Origin of the sequence: Mesorhizobium sp. M3A.F.Ca.ET.175.01.1.1, from assembly GCF_004791945.1 — a bacterium.
Taxonomy (GTDB): Bacteria; Pseudomonadota; Alphaproteobacteria; order Rhizobiales; family Rhizobiaceae; genus Mesorhizobium.
In genome coordinates, this window is the sequence record NZ_SRTP01000008.1 from 148953 (window position 1) to 168873 (window position 19921).

18 protein-coding genes are annotated in these 19921 nt (G+C 64.8%); 9 read left to right on the forward strand and 9 right to left on the reverse strand.

Translation table 11 applies throughout. The features are described 5' to 3' along the window. Window positions 1-91 precede the first annotated feature (91 nt). The 3 genes from EN818_RS19365 to EN818_RS19375 form a co-directional block, all read right to left on the reverse strand. Window positions 92-844 (reverse strand): DUF429 domain-containing protein, encoded by a 753-nt coding sequence (locus EN818_RS19365; protein WP_095804796.1) that lies wholly within the window; start codon window positions 842-844, stop codon window positions 92-94. Further along, window positions 841-1725, reverse strand: coding sequence for a pyridoxal kinase PdxY (gene pdxY, locus EN818_RS19370; protein ID WP_095804797.1), 885 nt, complete (start codon window positions 1723-1725; stop codon window positions 841-843). The genes EN818_RS19365 and pdxY overlap by 4 nt, the downstream gene beginning before the upstream one ends. A gap of 99 nt (window positions 1726-1824) precedes the next feature. Then, a complete protein-coding gene (locus EN818_RS19375; protein WP_095804798.1) occupies window positions 1825-2076 on the reverse strand; it encodes a hypothetical protein in 252 nt (83 codons plus the stop codon). 158 nt (window positions 2077-2234) lie between these two features. Between EN818_RS19375 and EN818_RS19380 the strand changes: the two genes are divergently transcribed. The 5 genes from EN818_RS19380 to ppa all read left to right on the forward strand — a co-directional run bounded on the left by EN818_RS19380 (window position 2235) and on the right by ppa (window position 5896). After that, entirely contained in the window at window positions 2235-2873 is a 639-nt protein-coding gene (locus EN818_RS19380) for a LemA family protein (RefSeq protein ID WP_095804799.1), read from the forward strand. Between the two features lie 166 nt (window positions 2874-3039). Next, window positions 3040-3882 carry a YgcG family protein gene (locus tag EN818_RS19390; protein WP_095804800.1) on the forward strand — a complete coding sequence of 281 codons (843 nt, stop codon included), beginning with the start codon at window positions 3040-3042 and terminating at the stop codon, window positions 3880-3882. A 5-nt stretch (window positions 3883-3887) separates the two neighbouring features. Then, window positions 3888-4526 carry a TPM domain-containing protein gene (locus EN818_RS19395; protein WP_095804801.1) on the forward strand — a complete coding sequence of 213 codons (639 nt, stop codon included), beginning with the start codon at window positions 3888-3890 and terminating at the stop codon, window positions 4524-4526. A 130-nt stretch (window positions 4527-4656) separates the two neighbouring features. Beyond that, window positions 4657-5163: a GNAT family N-acetyltransferase gene (locus EN818_RS19400; RefSeq protein ID WP_095804802.1), complete on the forward strand. Its 507-nt coding sequence runs from the start codon at window positions 4657-4659 to the stop codon at window positions 5161-5163. 199 nt (window positions 5164-5362) lie between these two features. Then, the gene (ppa, locus tag EN818_RS19405; RefSeq protein WP_095804803.1) at window positions 5363-5896 is read left to right on the forward strand and encodes an inorganic diphosphatase; all 534 of its coding nucleotides are present in this window, start codon (window positions 5363-5365) and stop codon (window positions 5894-5896) included. Here ppa and EN818_RS19410 read toward each other — a convergent pair whose 3' ends face one another. Both EN818_RS19410 and EN818_RS19415 read right to left on the reverse strand, forming a co-directional pair. After that, window positions 5897-6487, reverse strand: coding sequence for a hypothetical protein (locus EN818_RS19410; RefSeq protein ID WP_095804804.1), 591 nt, complete (start codon window positions 6485-6487; stop codon window positions 5897-5899). A gap of 44 nt (window positions 6488-6531) precedes the next feature. Further along, window positions 6532-7146: a TetR/AcrR family transcriptional regulator gene (locus EN818_RS19415; RefSeq protein WP_095804805.1), complete on the reverse strand. Its 615-nt coding sequence runs from the start codon at window positions 7144-7146 to the stop codon at window positions 6532-6534. A gap of 77 nt (window positions 7147-7223) precedes the next feature. Here EN818_RS19415 and EN818_RS19420 point away from each other — a divergent pair, with 77 nt between their 5' ends. Together EN818_RS19420 and EN818_RS19425 are read left to right on the forward strand one after the other, a co-directional pair. Next, window positions 7224-8507 (forward strand): MFS transporter, encoded by a 1284-nt coding sequence (locus EN818_RS19420; protein WP_095804806.1) that lies wholly within the window; start codon window positions 7224-7226, stop codon window positions 8505-8507. Between the two features lie 142 nt (window positions 8508-8649). Continuing rightward, on the forward strand, window positions 8650-10224 hold the full coding sequence (locus tag EN818_RS19425; RefSeq protein ID WP_095804967.1) for an alkaline phosphatase: 1575 nt from the start codon (window positions 8650-8652) through the stop codon (window positions 10222-10224). A 212-nt stretch (window positions 10225-10436) separates the two neighbouring features. Here the strand turns inward: EN818_RS19425 and EN818_RS19435 are convergent, their stop codons facing one another. Further along, window positions 10437-10724 (reverse strand): hypothetical protein, encoded by a 288-nt coding sequence (locus EN818_RS19435; RefSeq protein ID WP_245420293.1) that lies wholly within the window; start codon window positions 10722-10724, stop codon window positions 10437-10439. Window positions 10725-10920: 196 nt separating this feature from the next. Here EN818_RS19435 and typA point away from each other — a divergent pair, with 196 nt between their 5' ends. Beyond that, window positions 10921-12750, forward strand: coding sequence for a translational GTPase TypA (gene typA, locus EN818_RS19440; protein WP_095804807.1), 1830 nt, complete (start codon window positions 10921-10923; stop codon window positions 12748-12750). A 59-nt stretch (window positions 12751-12809) separates the two neighbouring features. On the opposite strand, the gene EN818_RS19445 is transcribed toward typA, so the two are convergent. The 3 genes from EN818_RS19445 to EN818_RS19455 form a co-directional block, all read right to left on the reverse strand. Beyond that, a complete protein-coding gene (locus tag EN818_RS19445; RefSeq protein WP_095804808.1) occupies window positions 12810-13436 on the reverse strand; it encodes a DUF1062 domain-containing protein in 627 nt (208 codons plus the stop codon). Window positions 13437-13855: 419 nt separating this feature from the next. Further along, the gene (locus EN818_RS19450; protein ID WP_095804969.1) at window positions 13856-14179 is read right to left on the reverse strand and encodes a YciI family protein; all 324 of its coding nucleotides are present in this window, start codon (window positions 14177-14179) and stop codon (window positions 13856-13858) included. 229 nt (window positions 14180-14408) lie between these two features. Next, window positions 14409-14972 (reverse strand): peroxidase-related enzyme, encoded by a 564-nt coding sequence (locus EN818_RS19455; RefSeq protein ID WP_095804970.1) that lies wholly within the window; start codon window positions 14970-14972, stop codon window positions 14409-14411. A 140-nt stretch (window positions 14973-15112) separates the two neighbouring features. Here EN818_RS19455 and EN818_RS19460 point away from each other — a divergent pair, with 140 nt between their 5' ends. Continuing rightward, on the forward strand, window positions 15113-19891 hold the full coding sequence (locus EN818_RS19460) for an NAD-glutamate dehydrogenase (protein ID WP_095804809.1): 4779 nt from the start codon (window positions 15113-15115) through the stop codon (window positions 19889-19891). Window positions 19892-19921 lie beyond the last annotated feature (30 nt).

The window sequence follows — 19921 nt, forward strand, 5'->3', positions numbered from 1 at the left end:
TCGAGAAAGGCTCTAGCGGCAAAAGCCGGGTGCAAGCAATGCCGAATTGCGGACGACTTCGTCGCAACCGTGATGGGGCGGACACGCTCGGTTAGGCCCAGATGGCGATTGGAATGCCGAAGCGGTCGCTCAGCGGCGGATCGGGCGAAGGGTGCGCCTCGCCGCTGGCAATGCGGCCGGCGATCAGCATCATCGCCGCCGCGTCGAGGAAGTCGTCGCTGGCGGCGCCCTTCGGCGGCGGCTGGTCGAGGAAGCTCTTCTCGTAGCCATGCCGGCAAAGCAGCGCCTTGCGCTCCTCCATGCCAGGCGGATTGACCACGCCTTTGATCTTCTTCGGCAGCGTCATCGCCGCACCGCCGTTCAACCGGCAGAAGGCCACTTCCGGATGCGATTCGAAGATGCGGCCGCGCAAATCTGGCTGCGCGATCAGCAAAGCGTCGATCTCGCGGATCTTGGCAAAAATGCCGAAGGCCTGGATCGAGACCCCGCGCGGCGGATCGGAGGTGGCAATCCCCACCGCGCTTGCCCGCCGGTGCGCGGCATACCAGGCTTCGACCGTGGTGAAGTCGCCGGTGTCGGCATAGAGCGCGTCGCGCGAGGGAATGGCAAAGACGCTCGACTGCCGCGCCCCGAGCAAAGGCCGCACCAGCGCTTCCGGCCCCCGGCCGCCGCGGCGCGAGAAGTCCGGCAGGCCGATCGGCATGTCGACGGCAACGATAGCGTCGGGTAGTGCATCGAGCAGCAGCTTGAAGCTCGGGAAAACCGAGACCGATGGTTCGGTCCCGGCTTCACGATGAACGACGATCCAGCCCGCCTTGCAGCCATCGACGCCGGCGAGTTTCACGCCCGCTTGTCCCGTCCGGGATGGAGCAGATGGCGAAGCTGCACCATGGCCATCGGATGCGACAGGCTCTGCGCATCGGTCTCGAGCTGCAGCTCGTCGCCGCCGCGTTTTGCCGTGCGCGCCAGGATCTCGTAGACGGCGGCCGTGGTCGATTGCAGCGCCTTGACCGGCGGCTGCCCGGAAAGGACGCGGGCGAGATAGACCGCCGCCGTCAGGTCGCCCAGCCCGTTCGGCGGCTTCTCGATCAGGCGGTGCTCGGCCAGCAGCGCCTGGCCGCCGTCGAGCAGGAAATTGCCGGTGCCGCCTGCCATCATCGACGGCGCCGAGGTCACCAGCATCGTCGAGGGGCCGGCAGGCAGGGCCGCCGCCATCACCGACTTGATATCCGGCAGCGGCGCTCCGGCCATCCATTCGAGCTCGTAGCGGTTGGGCGTGGCAATATCGGCGATCGGCATCAGCATGTCGCGCAGGGCAGCTGCCGTCGGTTCCGGCACATAAAGGCCGCCGGAATCGCCCATCACCGGGTCGCAGACATAGAGGGCGTCCGGGGTTCTGGCCTTCACGGCGGCGACCAACGAGGCGACGGCCTCGGCCTGGCCGGCCTCGCCGAGATAGCCCGAGAGCACGGCCCGGACCTCGCCCAGCCACGGCGCGCGTTCGAGATCGGCCAGCAGCGCCTTGAACTGGTCGAGCGGCGGCACGATGCGCGTCGCGCGGCTGTGGCCGGGGTGCCAGGGCAGGATGACGGTCGGCACCGCCCAGACCGGAAAGCCGAGCGTCTCCAGCGCGAAGACGGCCGCGCGGTTGCCGACCGATCCGCGGGCGACATGGCTGGAGATGACGATGACCGCACGCGGCGCGTCGCTTCTTGCTGCATTCATGGAATTCGATTCCTACTGCATGTCGCGTAAAAGTGTGCAGCGGTTTTGCGAAAACAAAGACCTAAATCGCGGCCTGGATCCGTTTCAGCGCGACGCGCCTTAGCCGCCCCGCGAGGCGACATACACCAGCCAGGCCAGCAGCCCAATGGCGATGATGAGACCGAGCATTCGGCCGATGCGGGTGCCCCAATATTCGATCGGATCGGAGCGATCGACGTCCGCGGCGGTGACGCGGTCATGCGCACCCTTCACCGTTCGGGCGATGAAAGACTTGCCGCCCGGCGTCGTCTCGCGCGCCACGCGCTCCAGGATGCGGCGCGATTCCGTGTCATCGTCCCGGCGCTCGGCCATGGCAAATGTCCTTTCTCACCGAAAGCTTAGCCGGTTCGCGCCGCCATTCACAGGGTGTTGTCGCGTCGGGACGGCAACGCGCCATAACGGCCAGGGTCATTTTCTTGAGCCTCGATTGTGGTATTGCTTCGGCCTGCATCTTCCATCGAGGGACCATCATGTTTGCCCAGCGCCTCTCCCCACCCTCCGTCTTCCGCACCCTTCCAGCCTTGCTGATGATGGCGTTCGTGCTGCCGCTGCTTGCCGGCTGCGGCTACAACACCATTCCCACGGCGGAGGAGAATGCCAAGGCGGCTTGGAGCGAGGTGCTGAACCAGTACCAGCGCCGGGCCGACCTGATCCCGAACCTGGTCGAGACGGTCAAGGGCTATGCGTCGCATGAGAAGGACACGCTCGACGCGGTGGTCGCGGCACGCGCCAAGGCAACGCAGATCACGGTGACCCCGGAAACGCTGAAGGATCCGGAAGCCCTCAAGAAGTTCCAGGATGCCCAGGCCGGGCTGACCAGCGCGCTGTCGCGGCTGATCGCTGTGTCCGAAGCCTATCCCGACCTCAAGGCGAACCAGAATTTCCTCGCGCTGCAGGCGCAGCTCGAAGGCACCGAGAACCGCATCGCGGTCGCCCGCCGAGACTACATCCAGGCGGTCAAGGACTACAATCTGACACTGAGAACCTTCCCCTCGGTGCTGTGGGCGACCTTCTGGTTCCGCGGCAACGAGCCGTTCGCGAACTTCACCGTCGAGGAAGACAAGATGCAGGTGCCGAAGGTTGATTTCGGCACCAAGCAGGGCGGGTGAGCGGCTACTGGATCTATCGAGCTCGCCGACTTTGCGTTCCTTCGCGCCCCCCTCTGTCCTGCCGGACATCTCCCCCACGAGGGGGGAGATTGGCTGTCGCATCCACCTTCGCCAATCTCCAACGTCGGAAGGGGAGATCCGACGCTTAAGCTGCCAATCTCCCCCCTTGAGGGGGAGGTGTCCGGCAGGACAGAGGGGGGCGCGAAGGAATGCTTCCCTCACCCTTCTTGGCCTCCTTTGCCTTCTCCTCCTTCCCCTTGCCGCGCTCGCCGCCGACCTTCCCGCCCTCACCGGCCGCGTCGTCGACAATGCCGCCATCATCGACGCTGGCACCAAAGCCGCGCTGACCCAGAAACTCGCCGATTTCGAGAAGAAGGGTTCCGACCAGATCGTCGTCGCCACCATTCCCAGCCTCGGTGGCGAGGAGATCGAGCCCTATGCCAATCGTCTTTTCCGGTTCTGGAAGCTCGGCCAGGCCAAGGAGAACAACGGCGTCCTGCTGCTGGTGGCCCCGAACGACCGCAGGATGCGGATCGAGGTCGGCTATGGCCTGGAAGGTACGCTGACCGACCTGCACACCAAGCTGATCATCGAGAACGACATGGTGCCGGCCTTCCGCGCCGGCGACTTCTCCGGCGGCATAGCCAAGGCCGTCGACGACATGATCATGGTGCTGGAGGGCAATCCGGAAGAGCTCGAGGCGCGCGGCAAGCGCAACGAGCAGGCGCCCTTCAACTCGGACGACCTGTTCTTCACGATCTTTATCACGATCTGGATCATAATCCTGGTCGGCAGTCTTGCCGCCTCCATCCTGCCGCCGATCTTCGGCCAGAAGATCGGCCCCGGCCGCTACCGCTGGCTGGGGATGACCTTCGAGCCGGGACGGCGGTCGTCCAGTAGCGGCTGGTCGTCAGGCAGCTCCGGCGGCGGCTGGTCGTCCGGCGGCGGCGGCGGGTTCTCGGGCGGCGGCGGCTCCTCCGGCGGCGGCGGTTCCTCGGGAAGCTGGTGAGATCCATGGCAACACGACCGATCAGCCCTGAGGACCACGAGCGCATCGCCGCCGCGATCAGCGCGGCCGAGGCAAAGACCGACGGCGAAATCTATTGCGTCGTGGCGCGCGCCAGCGACAGTTATTTCTTCCAGGCCGCCTTCGCGGTCTCGCTCGCCGCGCTCATCGTCAGCCTCGGCGTGGCGTACGGGCTGGAAGCGTGGTGGCTGACCATGCGCTTGCCGCATTTCGTCCTGGCCGAACTCCTGGCGCTGGCCTCGGTGCTGGTCCTGTTGTGGGCGCTGCCCGGCCTGCGCATCCATTTCGTGCCGAGAAGGCTGCGCTACCAGGCGGCGCACGACAATGCGATGAAGCAGTTCCTTGCCCGCAACGTCCATCGCACCGCGGCGCGCACCGGCGTGCTGATCTTCGTCTCCATCATCGAGCGTTATGCCGAGGTGGTGGCCGACTCAGGCATCGACGCCAAGGTCGGCCAGCATGTCTGGGACGGTGTGGTGCGGGATCTCACCGCGCATGCCGGCGACGATCGCCTCGCCGACGGTTTCGTCAAGGCGGTCGAATCAGTCGGCGCGATGCTGGCCGAGCACTTCCCGGTCACCGCCGACGACGTTAACGAGCTCGAAGACCACCTCGTCGAAATCTGATCGAGCGAAAAGCCCGTCCGAGGCCGTTTTCCGCGCTTTCGCCACCTGTCAGGAACGATTGTGCGAAAGAGCAAGCGCCCTCGGGCGGACTCTTTGCAAGCGGCCGATGCGGGTTTATGGTTAAGAAATCATGAACACGCTGATCATCGACATCAGGAAAGCCGAGCCACGCGATGCCAACGCCATCGCCGAGGTGCATCAGGAGGCCTGGCGCGGCGCCTATTCCGGCATCATCCCCCATCGCACGCTGACCTCGATGATCAATCGGCGCGGCCCCGACTGGTGGGCCAATGCGATTCGCCGCGCGGCGACGGTGCTGGTGGTCGAGATCGGCGGCACGATCGCCGGCTATGCCACGATCGGCAAGAATCGCGCCAAGGAACTCAGGCAGCAGGGCGAAATCTATGAGCTTTACCTGCGCCCGGAATATCAGGGCATCGGGCTGGGCAGCCGGCTTTTCAGGGCAGCGCGGGGCCGCCTGGCAGACCACGGTCTGAAGGGTCTGGTGGTTTGGGCCCTTGAAGACAACCAGAACGCGCTCGCCTTCTATTCCGGAGCAGGCGGCCGCGATATCGCCGAAGGCGTCGAGGTATTCGAGCAGAAGGCGCTGAAGAAGATCGCTTTCGTTTGGGAATGAAAGGCGCCGGACGCGCGGAAACGGATTGTCTGTTTCGGCGCATGTCTTCTCCCAAAACCGCTCCGTACTCGGGCCGGCCTGCATCAGGTTACAAACCATCACAAACTGTGCGCGTCCATTAGCATTCGGCGCTATTCGACGCATTGCACCATGATGCGTCCCCCGCTATCGGTCTTGCAACCGAGAGAGGGACCACGCCATGCGTATCGAAGCGATTGCCACGGGGAAGAACCCGCCTGAGGACATCAACGTCATCATCGAGGTGCCGATCGGCGGCGAGCCGATCAAATACGAGATGGATAAGGACGCCGGCACGCTGTATGTCGACCGCTTCCTGCACACCTCGATGCGCTATCCCGGCAATTACGGTTTCGTGCCGCATACGCTGTCGGGCGACGGCGACCCGATCGACGTTTTGATCTGCAACACGCGCGCGCTGGTGCCGGGCTGCGTCATCAATGTGCGGCCGATCGGCGTGCTGATCATGGAAGACAATGCCGGCCAGGACGAGAAGGTGATCGCGGTGCCCTCGCCGAAGCTGACGCTGCGCTATGAGAACGTCACCGAATACACCCACCTGCCCGAGATCACGCGCCAGCAGGTGCAGCACTTCTTCGAGCACTACAAGGATCTCGAGCCCGGCAAATGGGTCAAGATCGAGGGCTGGCACGATTCCAAATACGCCAAGAGGATGATCGTCGAGGCGATCGAGCGGGCGAAGACGGTCAAGTAGTCAGTTGTCGACCCGGCCAAAGTCGGGGACGCTGCCGATCACCTCACGCTTGTCCTTGCCGCAGGCGAAGCCCTTCGCCTTTTCATCGGCGAGTTTGCGCGCCTGATCGTTGGCCTGGGGATTGCCGGTGGCGAGCACCAGGCCGATCGTGCAGCCGCCATGCTCTTCCGGCTGCGCCACCTTGGCGACGACCAGCACCTCGGTCGGCTTGTTCTCGTTGTCGGGATTGCTGATCTCGCGGCGATGAATGACGGCGAAGGGCACGGCTTTGTCGCCATTGGTCTCGATCCGCCATTCGACCTTCGGCCCCGCGGTGTTGAGGCCGGAAAAGCTCTCCCAGACGGCGGTCATGTCGTCGGAGGGAAAGCCGTAATAGAGGGATTCGCGTGCGTCGTCGTAAGCGATCAGCACCGGATAGCCGCGATAGCCCGAGCAGGCGAGGCTCGCCCAGTCGCCTTCGCCCTCCTCGGATTGGGCGTAGGTCACGCAGTCCTTCTTCCAGTCGAGATCGGTGTAGACGCTGGAAATCTCGCCCGCACGCGCCGCCTGGCAGAGACCGGCAACGGCAAGCGAGATCAGAAGAGCACGCATCGCTGACAACTCCCATTTGAGTTGTCGAAGCGTAGCGCCACCCGCTATTTCTTCAAGCTCGCTTCGACCAGCAGGTCGGCGTTGCGGGCGACCGATGCCGCCGGTCCGCCGAGGCCGAACAGCTGGCCGCTGATATAGGCGCCTTCGATGAGGAGCAGCAGACCGTCGCCAAGCGTGTCCGGGTCCGCCGCGCCCATCGCCGCCGCCATGGCGCGCAGGCGCCGGCGCAGTTCCTGCTTGTTGGCCTCGCTGACGACGCGCGCCGGATGGCCGTGCTCGGGATATTCGACCGCGGCGTTGGTCATGCCGCAGCCGCGGTAATCCGGCCGCTGCGTGCGTTTGCCGACGCGGGTCAAAAAAGCACCGATCTGCGCGCGCGGGTCACCCGGATGGGCCTCGACGGCCTCGTCGAAGCGCTGCCAGAATTCGCGATCGTATTGGCGCAGGTAGGAAGCCGCGAGCTGGTCCTTCGACGGAAAGCTGCGGTAGAGGCTGGGCTTGGTCACACCGGCGCGCTTGACGATCTCGTCGACGCCGATCGCCCGGATGCCTTCGCGATAGAACAAGTCGCGCGCCACGCCGAGGATTTTGTCGGCGGCCTTCGGCGTCGAGGCAGGCGCCTCGCTGATCGATCCTTCAATTTTATTGTCCGATGGCATCAACCAACTCGCTTGACAATGTTACTGACCGGTACGTATGTATGGCGCCATCCCATTGCAACGTACCGGTCAGTAACATGATAGCTCAGTCCCGCCCGTTTGGCCAGCGCTACGCTTTTGTCGTCGTCGCGGTCATCTTCTTCTGCCTGCTCATCGCGGCCGGGCTCCGCTCGGCGCCGGCCGTCATGATGCTGCCGCTGGAAGAGAGTTTCGGCTGGCGGCGCGACGTCATTTCGATGGCCGCCGGCGTCGGCATCCTGCTCTATGGCCTGACCGGCCCGTTCGCCGCGGCATTGATGGAACGCATCGGATTGCGCCGCACCCTGCTTGCCGCGCTGCTGATCATGTCGGGCTCGACGGCGCTCAGCCTGCTGATGAGCAAGCCCTGGCATCTCTTCATCACCTGGGGCGTGTTTTCCGGCATCGGCTCGGGCGCAGTGGCAAGCGTGCTCGGCGCCACCATCGTCAATCGCTGGTTCAAGACCAATCGCGGCCTCATGATGGGCCTGATGTCGGCGTCGAGCGCCACCGGCATGCTGGTGTTCCTGCCGCTCATCGCCTCGCTGGCGCAGGCCGGCGGCTGGAAGCCGGTGGCGATCGCCGTCTCGATCGCGACGGCAGCGCTGGTGCCGCTCGTCCTTCTGCTGGTGCCGGAGCGCCCGGCCTCGATCGGTCAGGTCCGCTACGGCGCCGACGCCGACGACGTTCCGCCGGTCTCCCCCGCTTCGCAGGGCAATTTCCTGACGCACACGCTGAACACGCTTCGCCGCGCTGCCGGCACGCGGGTGTTCTGGTACCTGTTCGCCACTTTCTTCGTCTGCGGCTTCACCACCAATGGTCTCGTCGGCACCCATCTCATCGCCTTCTGCGGCGACATGGGCATCGGCGAGGTGCAGGCGGCCGGACTCTTGTCGATGATGGGCATCTTCGACCTGATCGGCACGACGCTGTCGGGCTGGCTCACCGACCGCTTCGATCCGCGCAAGCTGCTCGGCGTGTATTACGCCGTGCGCGGCCTGTCGCTGATCTACCTGCCCTATTCCGGTTTCTCAGCCACCAGCCTGATCATCTTCGCCGTGCTCTACGGGCTCGACTGGATCGCCACGGTGCCGCCGACGCTGCGGCTCGCCAACGAGGCCTTCGGCGACCGCAGCGGTCCGATCGTGTTCGGCTGGATCGTCGCCGGGCACCAGGTCGGCGCGGCAGCGGCAGCAGCCTTCGGCGGCACGATGCGCGAACTCCAGGGCAATTACGAGCTTGCCTTCTTGATAGCGGGCATGACCGGCATTGCCGCCGCCTGCATCTCGTTGCTGATCAACACCAGCAAGCCGGCCTTCGAGGCGGAACCGCAGGCGGCTTGAGGCGCCAATCTCCCCCCTCGAGGGCCCTCGAGGGGGGAGATCGCCTGTTCACTGTTATCAAAACTTCATGGTTCCGAGATGCGCCTGAAACATTGAGGCGGGAGCTTGGCCGGCGATGTTCAATGCCATCCCGGAGACAGCCATGAACAAGTTCTCGTTGACCCGCCGCGCTTTCGTCACTTCGGCCAGCGCACTCGGCCTTGTCGGTGCCTCCGGGCTCGCGCTGCCTTACTATTCGCGCGCCAGCCAGCGGCCAGTCTTCACCCATGGCGTCCAGTCGGGCGATGTCGATGCCACGTCCGGCATGGTCTGGACCCGCACCGACCGCCCGGCTCGCGTCATGTTCGAAGTGTCGTCGACGGAGAGCTTCGCCAACGCGACCAAGCTCGCGCCGCTCGATACGTCGCCGGCCAGCGACTACACGGTGAAGCGGCTGCTCGCCGATCTCGCCGCCGACCAGGACATCTTCTACCGCATGGTCGCCGCCGACCTTTCTGACATCAACGCTGTCTCCGAGCCGATCGTCGGCCGCTTCCGCACCGCGCCTGCGTCCAAACGCGATATCCGCTTCGCCTGGTCGGGCGACACTGCCGGCCAAGGCTGGGGCATCGACGAGACCGGCATGAAGACCTACGCCACGATCGGCAAGCACACGCCCGACTTCTTCCTCCACTCCGGCGACACGATCTATGCCGACGGCGTGATGAAGGACGAGGTCGACCTGCCCGGTGGCGGCAAGTGGAAGAACGTCGTCATGATCGACGGCAAGCGCAAGGTAGCCGAGACGCTGGATGAGTACCGCGACCAGTGGAAATACAACATGATGGACAAGAACGTGCTGGGCTTGAGCGCGATCTGCCCGACCTTCTACCAGTGGGACGACCATGAGGTCGTCAACAACTGGTCGGATTCGAAGGATCTCACAGCCGACGACCGCTACTCGGAAAAATCCATCCATGTGCTGGCGGCCCGCGCGGCGCGCGCCTTCCACGAGATGACGACGATCCGCTACGAGCCGTCGGAACCGGGTCGCGTCTACCGCAAGATCGCCTATGGACCATTGCTCGACGTGTTCTTCCTCGACATGCGCTCCTATCGCGGCCCGAACGGCCCGGGCATGGAGGACACGATGACGCCGCAATCGCGCTTGCTCGGCGAGCAGCAGACCAAGTGGCTGAAGCGCGAGCTCGCCAATTCCAGGGCGACCTGGAAGATCATCGCGGCCGACATGCCGCTTGGCCTCGTCGTCTGGAACGACGCCGCCAAGAAAACCGGCGCCGAGGCACTCAGCAATGGCGACAACGGCTTGCCGAAGGGCCGGGAGCTCGAGATCGCCGACCTGCTGCGCTATATCAAGAATGCCGGCATCAGCAACACGGTATGGCTCACCGCCGACGTGCACTATACGGCGGCCCACTACTATAACCCCGACAAGGCGCAGTTCCAGGATTTCAGCCCGTTCTGGGAATTCGTCTCCGGCCCGATCCACGCCGGCACCTTCGGCCCCAACAATTTCGACATGACTTTCGGGCCGGAGCTCAAGTTCATCAAGGCGCCGACCGCCGAGCAGGGCCAGAACCTGCCGCCTTCGGCGGGCCTGCAGTTCTTCGGCCTGGTCGACATTTCCGGCGCCACCGAACAACTCACCGTGCGGCTGATGGACCGCGACGACAACGAGCTCTACAAGGTCACGCTCGATCCTGTGCGGTCGGCCTAATCTGAATACGTCGGCGGGACAGCACCCCCCTCTGCCCTGCCGGCCATCTCCCCCTCAAGGGGGGAGATCGGATTTCGCATTAGCTTTCGCCAATTTCCAACGCTGCAGGACGCGGCGGTGGGGGCAAACTGCCAATCTCCCCCCTTGAGGGGGAGATGCCCGGCAGGGCAGAGGGGGGGTGCTGTCCCGCCAGGGTTCCTGTGGCGCCGTCGTCAATCCGGGTAGCAGGTCGAGGGAATATTCGGCCAGACGGCCGTGTCGCAGTTGGCCGCCTGCTGCCGCTGCTTGAAGGCGGCGCTGACCGGGCCGGTGACGATCGGGTCGACGCCCTCGGGGGCGTCGGCGAACATCTGCTGAGCCGTCTGCGTGCCGGACGGCCGCGCCGGATTGGCTTCCTTCAAGGCCGCGGCCGACTGCGCGGCTCCTGCCGCGATGAGGACGCCAAGCGCCGCCCACGCGAAAACCGGACGCAATCTGGACATCTGATCGGTCATGAACATCGAACTGCCCGGCCCCGCAAAGGTTCCGCCTTGGTTAACGGAATCATTTCACACCAAGACGTTTAAGAATCAGTGACCATGTATTTGGGGCGCGGCGTCCCCTTTCGCAAATGCGAAAAACCTTGTATGAGCCGCGCAACCGAAAATGGCGGCGCTTGTTAAGCCTGCTGCCTGCAACGCTCCCGAGACCAGACAAATGAATCTCCGCAATATCGCGATCATCGCGCACGTCGACCATGGCAAAACCACCCTCGTCGACCAGCTTCTCAAACAATCCGGCGCCTTCCGCGACAACCAGCGCGTCGCCGAGCGCGCCATGGATTCCAACGACCTCGAAAAGGAACGCGGCATCACCATCCTGGCCAAGGCGACCTCGGTCGACTGGAAAGGCACCCGCATCAACATCGTCGACACGCCCGGACACGCCGATTTCGGCGGCGAGGTCGAACGCATCCTGTCGATGGTGGATTCGGCGATCGTGCTGGTCGACGCCGCCGAAGGGCCGATGCCGCAGACCAAATTCGTCGTCGGCAAGGCGCTCAAGGTCGGCCTGCGGCCGATCGTCGTCATCAACAAGATCGACCGGCCGGACGCCCGCCACATCGAGGTGGTCAACGAGGTGTTCGACCTGTTCGCCGCGCTCGACGCCACCGACGAGCAGCTCGATTTCCCGATTCTCTACGGTTCGGGCCGCGACGGCTGGGTGTCGGAGAATCCGGAAGGCCCGAAGGACCAGGGCCTTGCGCCGCTGTTCGACCTCGTCGTCAGGCATGTGCCGGCGCCGACGGTGCATCCCGGTCCGTTCCGCATGATCGGCACCATCCTGGAAGCCAATCCGTTCCTTGGCCGCATCATCACCGGCCGCATCGAGTCGGGCTCGCTGAAGGCCAACCAGCCGGTCAAGGTGCTGCACCATGACGGCACCCAGATCGAGACCGGACGTGTGTCCAAGATCCTCGCCTTCCGCGGCCTCGAGCGCCAGCCGATCGACGAGGCCCAGGCGGGCGACATCGTCGCCATCGCCGGCCTGTCGAAAGGCACCGTCGCCGACACCTTCTGCGATCCGACGGTGAGCGAGCCGCTGCATGCGCAGCCGATCGACCCGCCGACCGTGACCATGTCCTTCCTCGTCAACGACAGCCCGCTTGCCGGCACCGAGGGCGACAAGGTGACCAGCCGCGTCATCCGCGACCGCCTGCTGCGCGAGGCCGAGGGCAATGTCGCGCTCAAGATCGAGGAATCGGCGGAAAAGGATTCCTTCTTCGTCTCCGGTCGCGGCGAACTTCAGCTTGCGGTGCTGATCGAGACCATGCGCCGCGAAGGTTTCGAGATCGCCGTGTCGCGGCCGCGCGTCGTCATGCAGAAGGGCGAGAACGGGGAACTGCTCGAGCCGATCGAGGAAGTCGTCATCGACGTCGACGAGGAGCATGCCGGCGTCGTCGTGCAGAAAATGTCGGAGCGCAAGGCCGAGATGGTCGAGTTGCGTCCGTCCGGCGGCAACCGCCAGCGTCTTGTCTTCCACGCGCCGACGCGGGGCCTGATCGGCTACCAGTCGGAGCTGTTGACCGATACGCGCGGCACCGCGGTGATGAACCGCCTGTTCCATGCCTATGAGCCCTACAAGGGCGAGCTGCCCGGCCGCACCAACGGCGTGCTGATCTCCAACGAGCAGGGCGAGTCCGTCGCCTATGCGATGTGGAACCTGGAAGACCGCGGCCCGATGATCATCGACCCGGGCGTCAAGGTCTATCAGGGCATGATCATCGGCATCCACTCGCGCGACAACGACCTCGAGGTCAACGTGCTGAAGGGCAAGAAGCTCACCAACATCCGCGCCGCCGGCAAGGATGAGGCGGTGAAGCTGACGCCGCCGGTCCGCATGACGCTGGAACGCGCCCTGGCCTGGATCCAGGACGACGAACTGGTCGAGGTGACGCCGAAGACCATCCGGCTCCGCAAGCTCTATCTCGACCCGAACGAGCGCAAGCGTTTCGAGAAGTCGGCCAGGGTGATGGGCGCGGCGTAAGCCCAACCCGAAGCAGTCATACAGGGAGGGAGGGAGCAGCTGCTCCCTCCCTTTTCACTTCAGCCGCATGCGAGCGCGATGATGGCGTCGCGGTCGGCCTCGCCTGCCAGATCGATGCGGATCGTCATGCCGTCTCGTGCCCGCCTGCGCAGGGCTTTGGCGCCCTCCGGCTCAACGGCCAGCGCGCGCCGCTCTTCCCAGGTCTGAAGCCTCGATCGCGAGATGCCCAACTCGCCGGCAAGCAGCCGATCCAGCCGTAAGGGTGTTGCGGCCTCGAGACGAAGCTCGAGCCAAAGCGCGCTCGCGCATTGTGGTCTCCCCTCGACAAGCTCCTTCCGCACCGTGATGTCGGGAAATTCCTTGACGCGGGCAATCCGGCTCCGGAGCCCGGCAGCGTCGAATGCATGGCGACGCGCCAGCGCCGGATCATTGCATTCCAGCGCCGCCAATAGCGCGGGCTCTATGTCGCGGCGATTGCAGCGCTCGAAAATGGTGCGGTTCCAGGAGTTTTCGCAGCCTGTGCAGCGATAGATCAGCCAGACGTCTATGCGCTTGCCGTTGGCGTTGACGCGGAATTTGCCGCTGCATCGATACGGTCTGGTGCCGCCGCAGCGATTGCAGTTGATGAAAGGTCGAGGCGCGATTTCGGGCGCGATCGCCCAGCGGATACGCAACAGTCCAGACATGCCGGTAGGCCCTTCCCGTTGGGAAGTCCGTCAGGCCGGCATTGTCCGAGATGCCCTATCTCTTTGTTGGCATGATCTTTTCCGAAAACCGGGTTGCACTTTTCGGGATCATGCCTGCGGGCACGGCGTGGCGAGAGCTGCGGCGGTTGGATGTCTGGCGTCGCGAGTTGCGCGCGACAGCGGCTCAGCAAGTGCCAACCGGTCTCGAACCCGCCGCCTGAAGAACACGTGAAAATGATGCAAGCTGCCGCCAAAGCTGCGCCTGCGGTGTTTTCGGGGGAGTAGACGAGACCGGCGGTTACTGAGGCAAAGTGAGGCTCGAAAAATGGATAAGGGTCGGTTCTTCTAGCCGCGAGGCGGCAGGCAGGCAAGTCCAGCCCTGCCTGCCTTCTCTCGGCGGCAATCGCCGCGCCCTGCCGTCACGTCATCTCGATGATCGGCGCGATCTCGACGCTGAAGGCAGGATCCATCAGGATCGGGCAATCCTTGGCCTTGGCAACGGCATCGTCGATATCCCTGGCCTCGACGATGGTATAGCCGGCCGTGGGATTGCTGCCGCCGTTGTTCTCGACCTTGCCGCCGGGCAGCACAGTCTTAGACATGCCGACCGGATTGCCGCCGTCGATCACCGCCGAGCCAAGCTTGCCGTACCAGCCGGTCCAGGCGTCCATCGCCGCTTTGCGTTCGGTCTCGTCGGTCGGCATCTTGCCGGAGCCGTGATAGACATAGAGAAATTTCGCCATGTTCTCCTCCTTGTCGGCGGCGTCGAACCGGCATGCGGCCACGCCGCGTTGGCTGTTTGTTTGGCGCAATTTCGGGCGGCAAACCGTTCACACTTTCCCTGAAATTGCTCGCGATATGCGGCCAGACCGCAATCCGATATGCGGGCCATGCCGCAATCGTTGATCATCGGACCAAACGGGCGGACATGCAACGAGAATGCACGGTTGCCAATTCAGGACCGAGGTCGCCTCACCGGGCCATCGCATGGTATTCGGCATTCGGCCGCATATCGACGGCGGCAGCCACCCGGTTCGACATGTTGAAGAACGCCGCGGTCGAGGCGATGTCCCAGATGTCGCAGTCGCAAAAGCCGGCTTCGCGCAACGCCGCGCGGTCCGCCTCGACGATCTTGGCCGGTTCTTCGGTCAGCTTGACCGCGAACTCCAGCATCGCGCGCTGGCGCGCCGACAACTCGGCGGCGCGGAAATTCATCACCATCATCTCGCCCAGCGCCGGCTCGCCGGAAAGCTGGCGCACTGCCGCGCCATGCGCGGTCAGGCAATAGTAGCAATGGTTGATCGAAGAGACGACGACCGCGATCATCTCGCGCTCCAGCTTCGACAGGCCGGAATCGCCCAGCATCAGCTCGTTGTACATGTCGGTGAAGGCGCGCAGCTTCTTCTCGTCGAAAGCGTAAGCCAAGAGCACGTTGGGCACGAGGCCGAGCTTCTCCTCGCATTTGGCGAAATAGGCTTTTGTCGCCTCGCCGAGTTCGGCCTGGACCAGATTGAGCGCGGTGATCTTGCCGGTCATATTCACCCTCCTCGCACGCTTCGATGCCGGCTCGAGGCCGAGCGTCATTTTTCTTGCTACGCCGTCAAACCTTTGTCGCCAAACGGCGGTCATCTGCTACCATAGCCGCAAAAGCATATGACGGGAGGGAATTAAGCATCATGGCCAGCGTGAAATCCAAGCCGAAGAAGAAGGTTGCCGCCGCCGCGAAAGCAGACGAGAAACCCGAAGGGCTTGCCAACTATCTGCTGGCCCGCGCACCGGCCGAAGACATCGCCGCCTATGATGTGGCAGACCTGGAACGCGCCGCCGAACTGGCGGGCCGGGCGGTTGCCCGCCATCGCAAAGGCGAGAGCGTCGTCGCCGTCGATGCCGAGTCGGGCGTTTCCTGCGCCGGACGGCCGGTGACCGTCATCACCGTCGTCAACGACAACATGCCGTTCCTGTTCGATTCGATCCTTGGCGAGATCGCCGAGACCGCCGGCGAACCGACCCTGGTGACACATCCGATCGTCACCGTGCGGCACGACAAGACCGGCGTCGTGCAGATCCTGGCCGACAGCGCCAAGGAGGACGACGATCACGACAGGCTGAGTGTCGTTCACGTCCACATTCCGCGATTGACGGCGGAACAGGCGAAGGGGCTCGCCGAGCGGCTGCGCAAGATTCTCGACCAAGTGCGCGCCGCGGTCGTCGACTGGAAGCCGATGCTGGCCCGGCTCGACCAGGCCATCTCCGAATTCCGCTATTCGGCCGTTCCTCTCGACAAGAAGAGCGTCGCCGAGGCCATCGCCTTCCTGGAATGGCTGCGCGACGACAATTTCACCTTCCTCGGCATGCGCGAATTCAAATATGTCGGCGGCGAGGAGAGCGGCACGCTGGAGCGCGCCGACAAGCCCGGCCTCGGCATCCTCTGCGATCCGGACGTGCTGGTGCTCAGGCGCGGCACAGAGGCGGTGACGACGACGCCGGAGATCCGTGCCTTCCTGCATGGGCCGGAAGCGCTGATCGTCACCAAGGCGAATGCCAAATCCTCGGTGCATCGCCGCATCTATCTCGATTACATCGGCGTCAAGACCTACACCCCCAAGGGGGCACTCGCCGGCGAGCTGCGGATCGTCGGCCTGTTCACCTCGACCGCCTACACGCGCTCGGTGATGAAGATCCCCTATCTGCGCTCCAAGGCCGAAACGATCATAGCCAAGTCGGGCTTCGATCCGCAGGACCACTCCGGCAAGGCGCTGATCAATACGCTCGAAAGCTATCCCCGCGACGAGTTCTTCCAGGTTCCGATACCGATCCTGAGGAAGCACGCCAGCGCCATCCTCGGACTGATCGAGCGACCGCGCGTCAGGGCGCTGATGCGTGTCGACCAGTTCGACCGCTTCGTCTCCGTCATCGTCTTCGTGCCGCGCGACCGCTACGACAGCGTCGTGCGCGAAAAGATCGGCGCCTATCTCAAGACCGTGTTCGAGGGCCGGCTATCGGCTTACTATCCGGCATTTCCCGAGGGCGCGCTGGCGCGCGTGCACTTCATCATCGGCCGGTCCGGCGGCAAGACGCCCAAGGTCGACCCTGCCACCGTCGAGGCGGCGATCCGCGATATCGTGCGCACCTGGGAAGACGCGCTTTCCGAGGCGGCCGAAGCAGCCGGCAGCGACCCGGCATTGAAAAGCATCGCGGCGCGTTTCCCGGAAAGCTACCGCGATACCTTCTCGGCGTCGGTGGCGCTGGCCGATGCCAGGCGCATCGCCAAGATCGATCCGGAAAACCAGATTGCCATCGACTATTACCGCCGCACCGACCAGAAGCCGCATCAGGCGGCGCTGAAGATCTACCACTATGGCAGCCCGGTGGCGCTCTCCCGGCGTGTGCCGGTGCTGGAAAACATCGGCTTCCGTGTCATCAGCGAGCGCACCTTCGAGGTTGGCGGCGAGGCCTCCGACACGGTCTTCATCCACGACATGGAGCTTGAGAACAGCTACGGCAGGCCGATCGACCTAACCGATGGCGGCGGCCTGTTCGCGGACGCATTCCTGTCGGTCTGGCGCGGCGACGTCGACAATGACGGCTATAACGGGTTGGCCCAGACCGCCGGCCTGTGGTCGGGCGAGATCACCATCCTGCGGGCCTATGGCCGCTACCTGCAGCAGGCAGGCATACCGCAGAGCCAGGATTTCATCGCCGCCGCGCTCAACCGCTACCCGGAGATCGCGCGCGGCCTGCACCAGTTGTTCGTCGCGCGTCTTGGGCCGACGGCCGAAGCCGAAGGCGACGTCGCCGCCAAGCACCTCAAGGCGAAGATCAAGGACGCGCTGGAAGAGGTGCCCAACATCGATGACGACACCATCATCCGCCGCTACCTCAACCTGATCGAAGCCTCGCTGCGCACCAATCATTTCGTTGCCGATACAAAGGAAAAGGGGCAGTCGCTGGCGATCAAGCTGAACTCGCAGGCGATCGACGGACTGCCGGCTCCCCGGCCATGGCGCGAGATCTTCGTCTACGGCTCAGAGGTCGAAGGCGTGCATCTGCGCTTCGGCCCGGTCGCGCGCGGCGGCCTGCGCTGGTCGGACCGTGCCCAGGACTACCGCACCGAGGTGCTGGGCCTGGTCAAGGCGCAGCAGGTCAAGAACGCGGTCATCGTGCCCGTCGGCGCCAAGGGCGGCTTCTATCCGAAGCGGCTGCCGGTCGGCGGCAGCCGCGACGCCATCTTCGAGGCCGGCACCTCGGCCTACAAGAACTTCGTCTCCAGCCTGCTCTCGATCACCGACAATATCGGCGTCGACGGCGTCATTCCCCCGGCCGGCGTGGTGCGGCGCGACCAGGACGACCCGTATTTCGTCGTCGCCGCCGACAAGGGCACGGCGACCTTCTCCGACACCGCCAACGCCATTTCCGAGAAGCACGGCTTCTGGCTGGACGACGCTTTCGCCAGCGGCGGCTCGGCCGGCTACGACCACAAGAAGATGGGCATCACCGCCAAGGGCGCCTGGGAAGCGGTCAAGCGGCATTTCCGCGAGATGAACCGCGACATCCAGACCACGCCCTTCAGCGTCGTCGGCGTCGGCGACATGTCGGGCGATGTGTTCGGCAACGGCATGCTGCTGTCGCCGCAGACCCGGCTGATCGCCGCCTTCGACCATCGCGACATCTTCATCGATCCGGATCCGGACGTCGCGGCCTCGCTCGCCGAGCGCCAGCGCATGTTTGCGCTGCCGCGCTCGTCCTGGCAGGACTATGACAAATCGAAACTGTCGGAAGGCGGTGTCATCGTCTCGCGTAACCAGAAGTCGATCACCCTGCCTCAGGCGGCCGCCACGGCAATCGGACTTGGCAAGACGACGGCAACGCCGGTCGAGATCATGAATGCCATCCTCAAGGCGCCGGCCGACCTGTTGTGGTTCGGCGGCATCGGCACCTATGTCAGGGCCTCCGGCGAAGCCAATGCCGATGTCGGCGACCGCGCCAACGACGCCATTCGCGTCACTGCGCTCGACGTGCGCGCCAAGGTCATCGGCGAGGGCGCCAATCTCGGCGTCACGCAGCGGGCGCGCATCGAATTCGGCATGAATGGCGGCCGCTGCAACTCCGACGCCATCGACAATTCGGCTGGCGTCAACTGCTCCGACGTCGAGGTCAACATCAAGATCGCGCTGGCTTCGGCGATGCGCAAAGGCTCGCTGGCGAGGCCGGCCCGCAACAAGCTGCTCGCCGAGATGACCGACGAGGTGAGCGGGCTGGTGCTGTCCAACAACTACCAGCAGACGCTGGCGCTCTCGATGGCGCGCAAACGCGGGCTGGCCGACATCGCGCACCAGGCCCGGTTCATGACGGCACTGGAAGCGCGCGGCCTACTCGACCGCGCGGTCGAGACGTTGCCCTCGCCGGCCGCCCTTGCCGAGCGCGAGGCGCGCGGCGAGCCGCTGACGAGAGCCGAACTCGGCGTGCTGCTCGCCTATGCCAAGATCGTCCTGTTCTCCGACATCGTTGCCAGCGACGTGCCGGACGATCCCCATTTCGATCGCGACCTGATGGGCTATTTCCCGGAACGCATGGCAAAGAAATTCGCCGGCGAAATACGGGAGCACCGGCTGCGGCGCGAGATCATCGCGCGCGTCGTCGCCAACGACCTCGTCAACCGCGGAGGGCCGTCCTTCGTCAACCGGCTGCAGGAGGCCACGGGCCGCACGGCGGCCGACGTCGTGCGCACCTTCGCGGTGGTGCGCGACGGCTTCGCCCTGCCCTCGCTCTATCAGGAGATCGACGCCATCGACAACCAGATCGACGGCCAGACCCAGCTCGATCTTTATCAATTGGTCAGCCGGCTGATCTTCATGACCAGCGGCTGGTACCTGAAGAACGACGCAGGCTCGGCGCCGCTCGGTCAACGCATCGCCGAGCTGCAGGACGCGCGCAAAGCGCTGGAGCCGAAGCTGGTGTCGCTGCTGCCCGCCTTCTCGCGCGAGCGGGCCGAGGCGCGGCGCCATGGCCTGTTCAAGGGCGGCGCGCCGGAGAAACTGGCCGAGAAGCTGGCTCTGGCCGAGGTAGGGGAACTGATCCCCGACATCGCGCTTACCGCGCGCATGGCCAACGCCGATATCATCGGTGCCGCCAAGGCATTCTTTGGTGTCAGTGACGCCTTCCGCATCCCGCGCGTCGAGGAGGCGGCGCGCTCGATCATGCCGCCCGACTATTACGATCAGCTCGCGCTGTCGCGCGCGACCGACACGATCGGCGCCGCAAGGCGCGGCATCGCGGTCGCGGCGCTCACCGCTCACGCCAATGCGGCCGATCCGGTCGCGGCCTGGCTGGAGGCCGGCGGTGAGCGGGTCGCGCGCATCCGCGAGCGGCTGCAGGCCCTGACCGAGGGCGGCGAAATCACTGTGTCGCGGCTGTCGGTGGCTTCGGGCCTGATGAGCGACCTGACGGGAATGTGAGCAGGCTCGGGCGGAGCTGTCCTAAAGCTT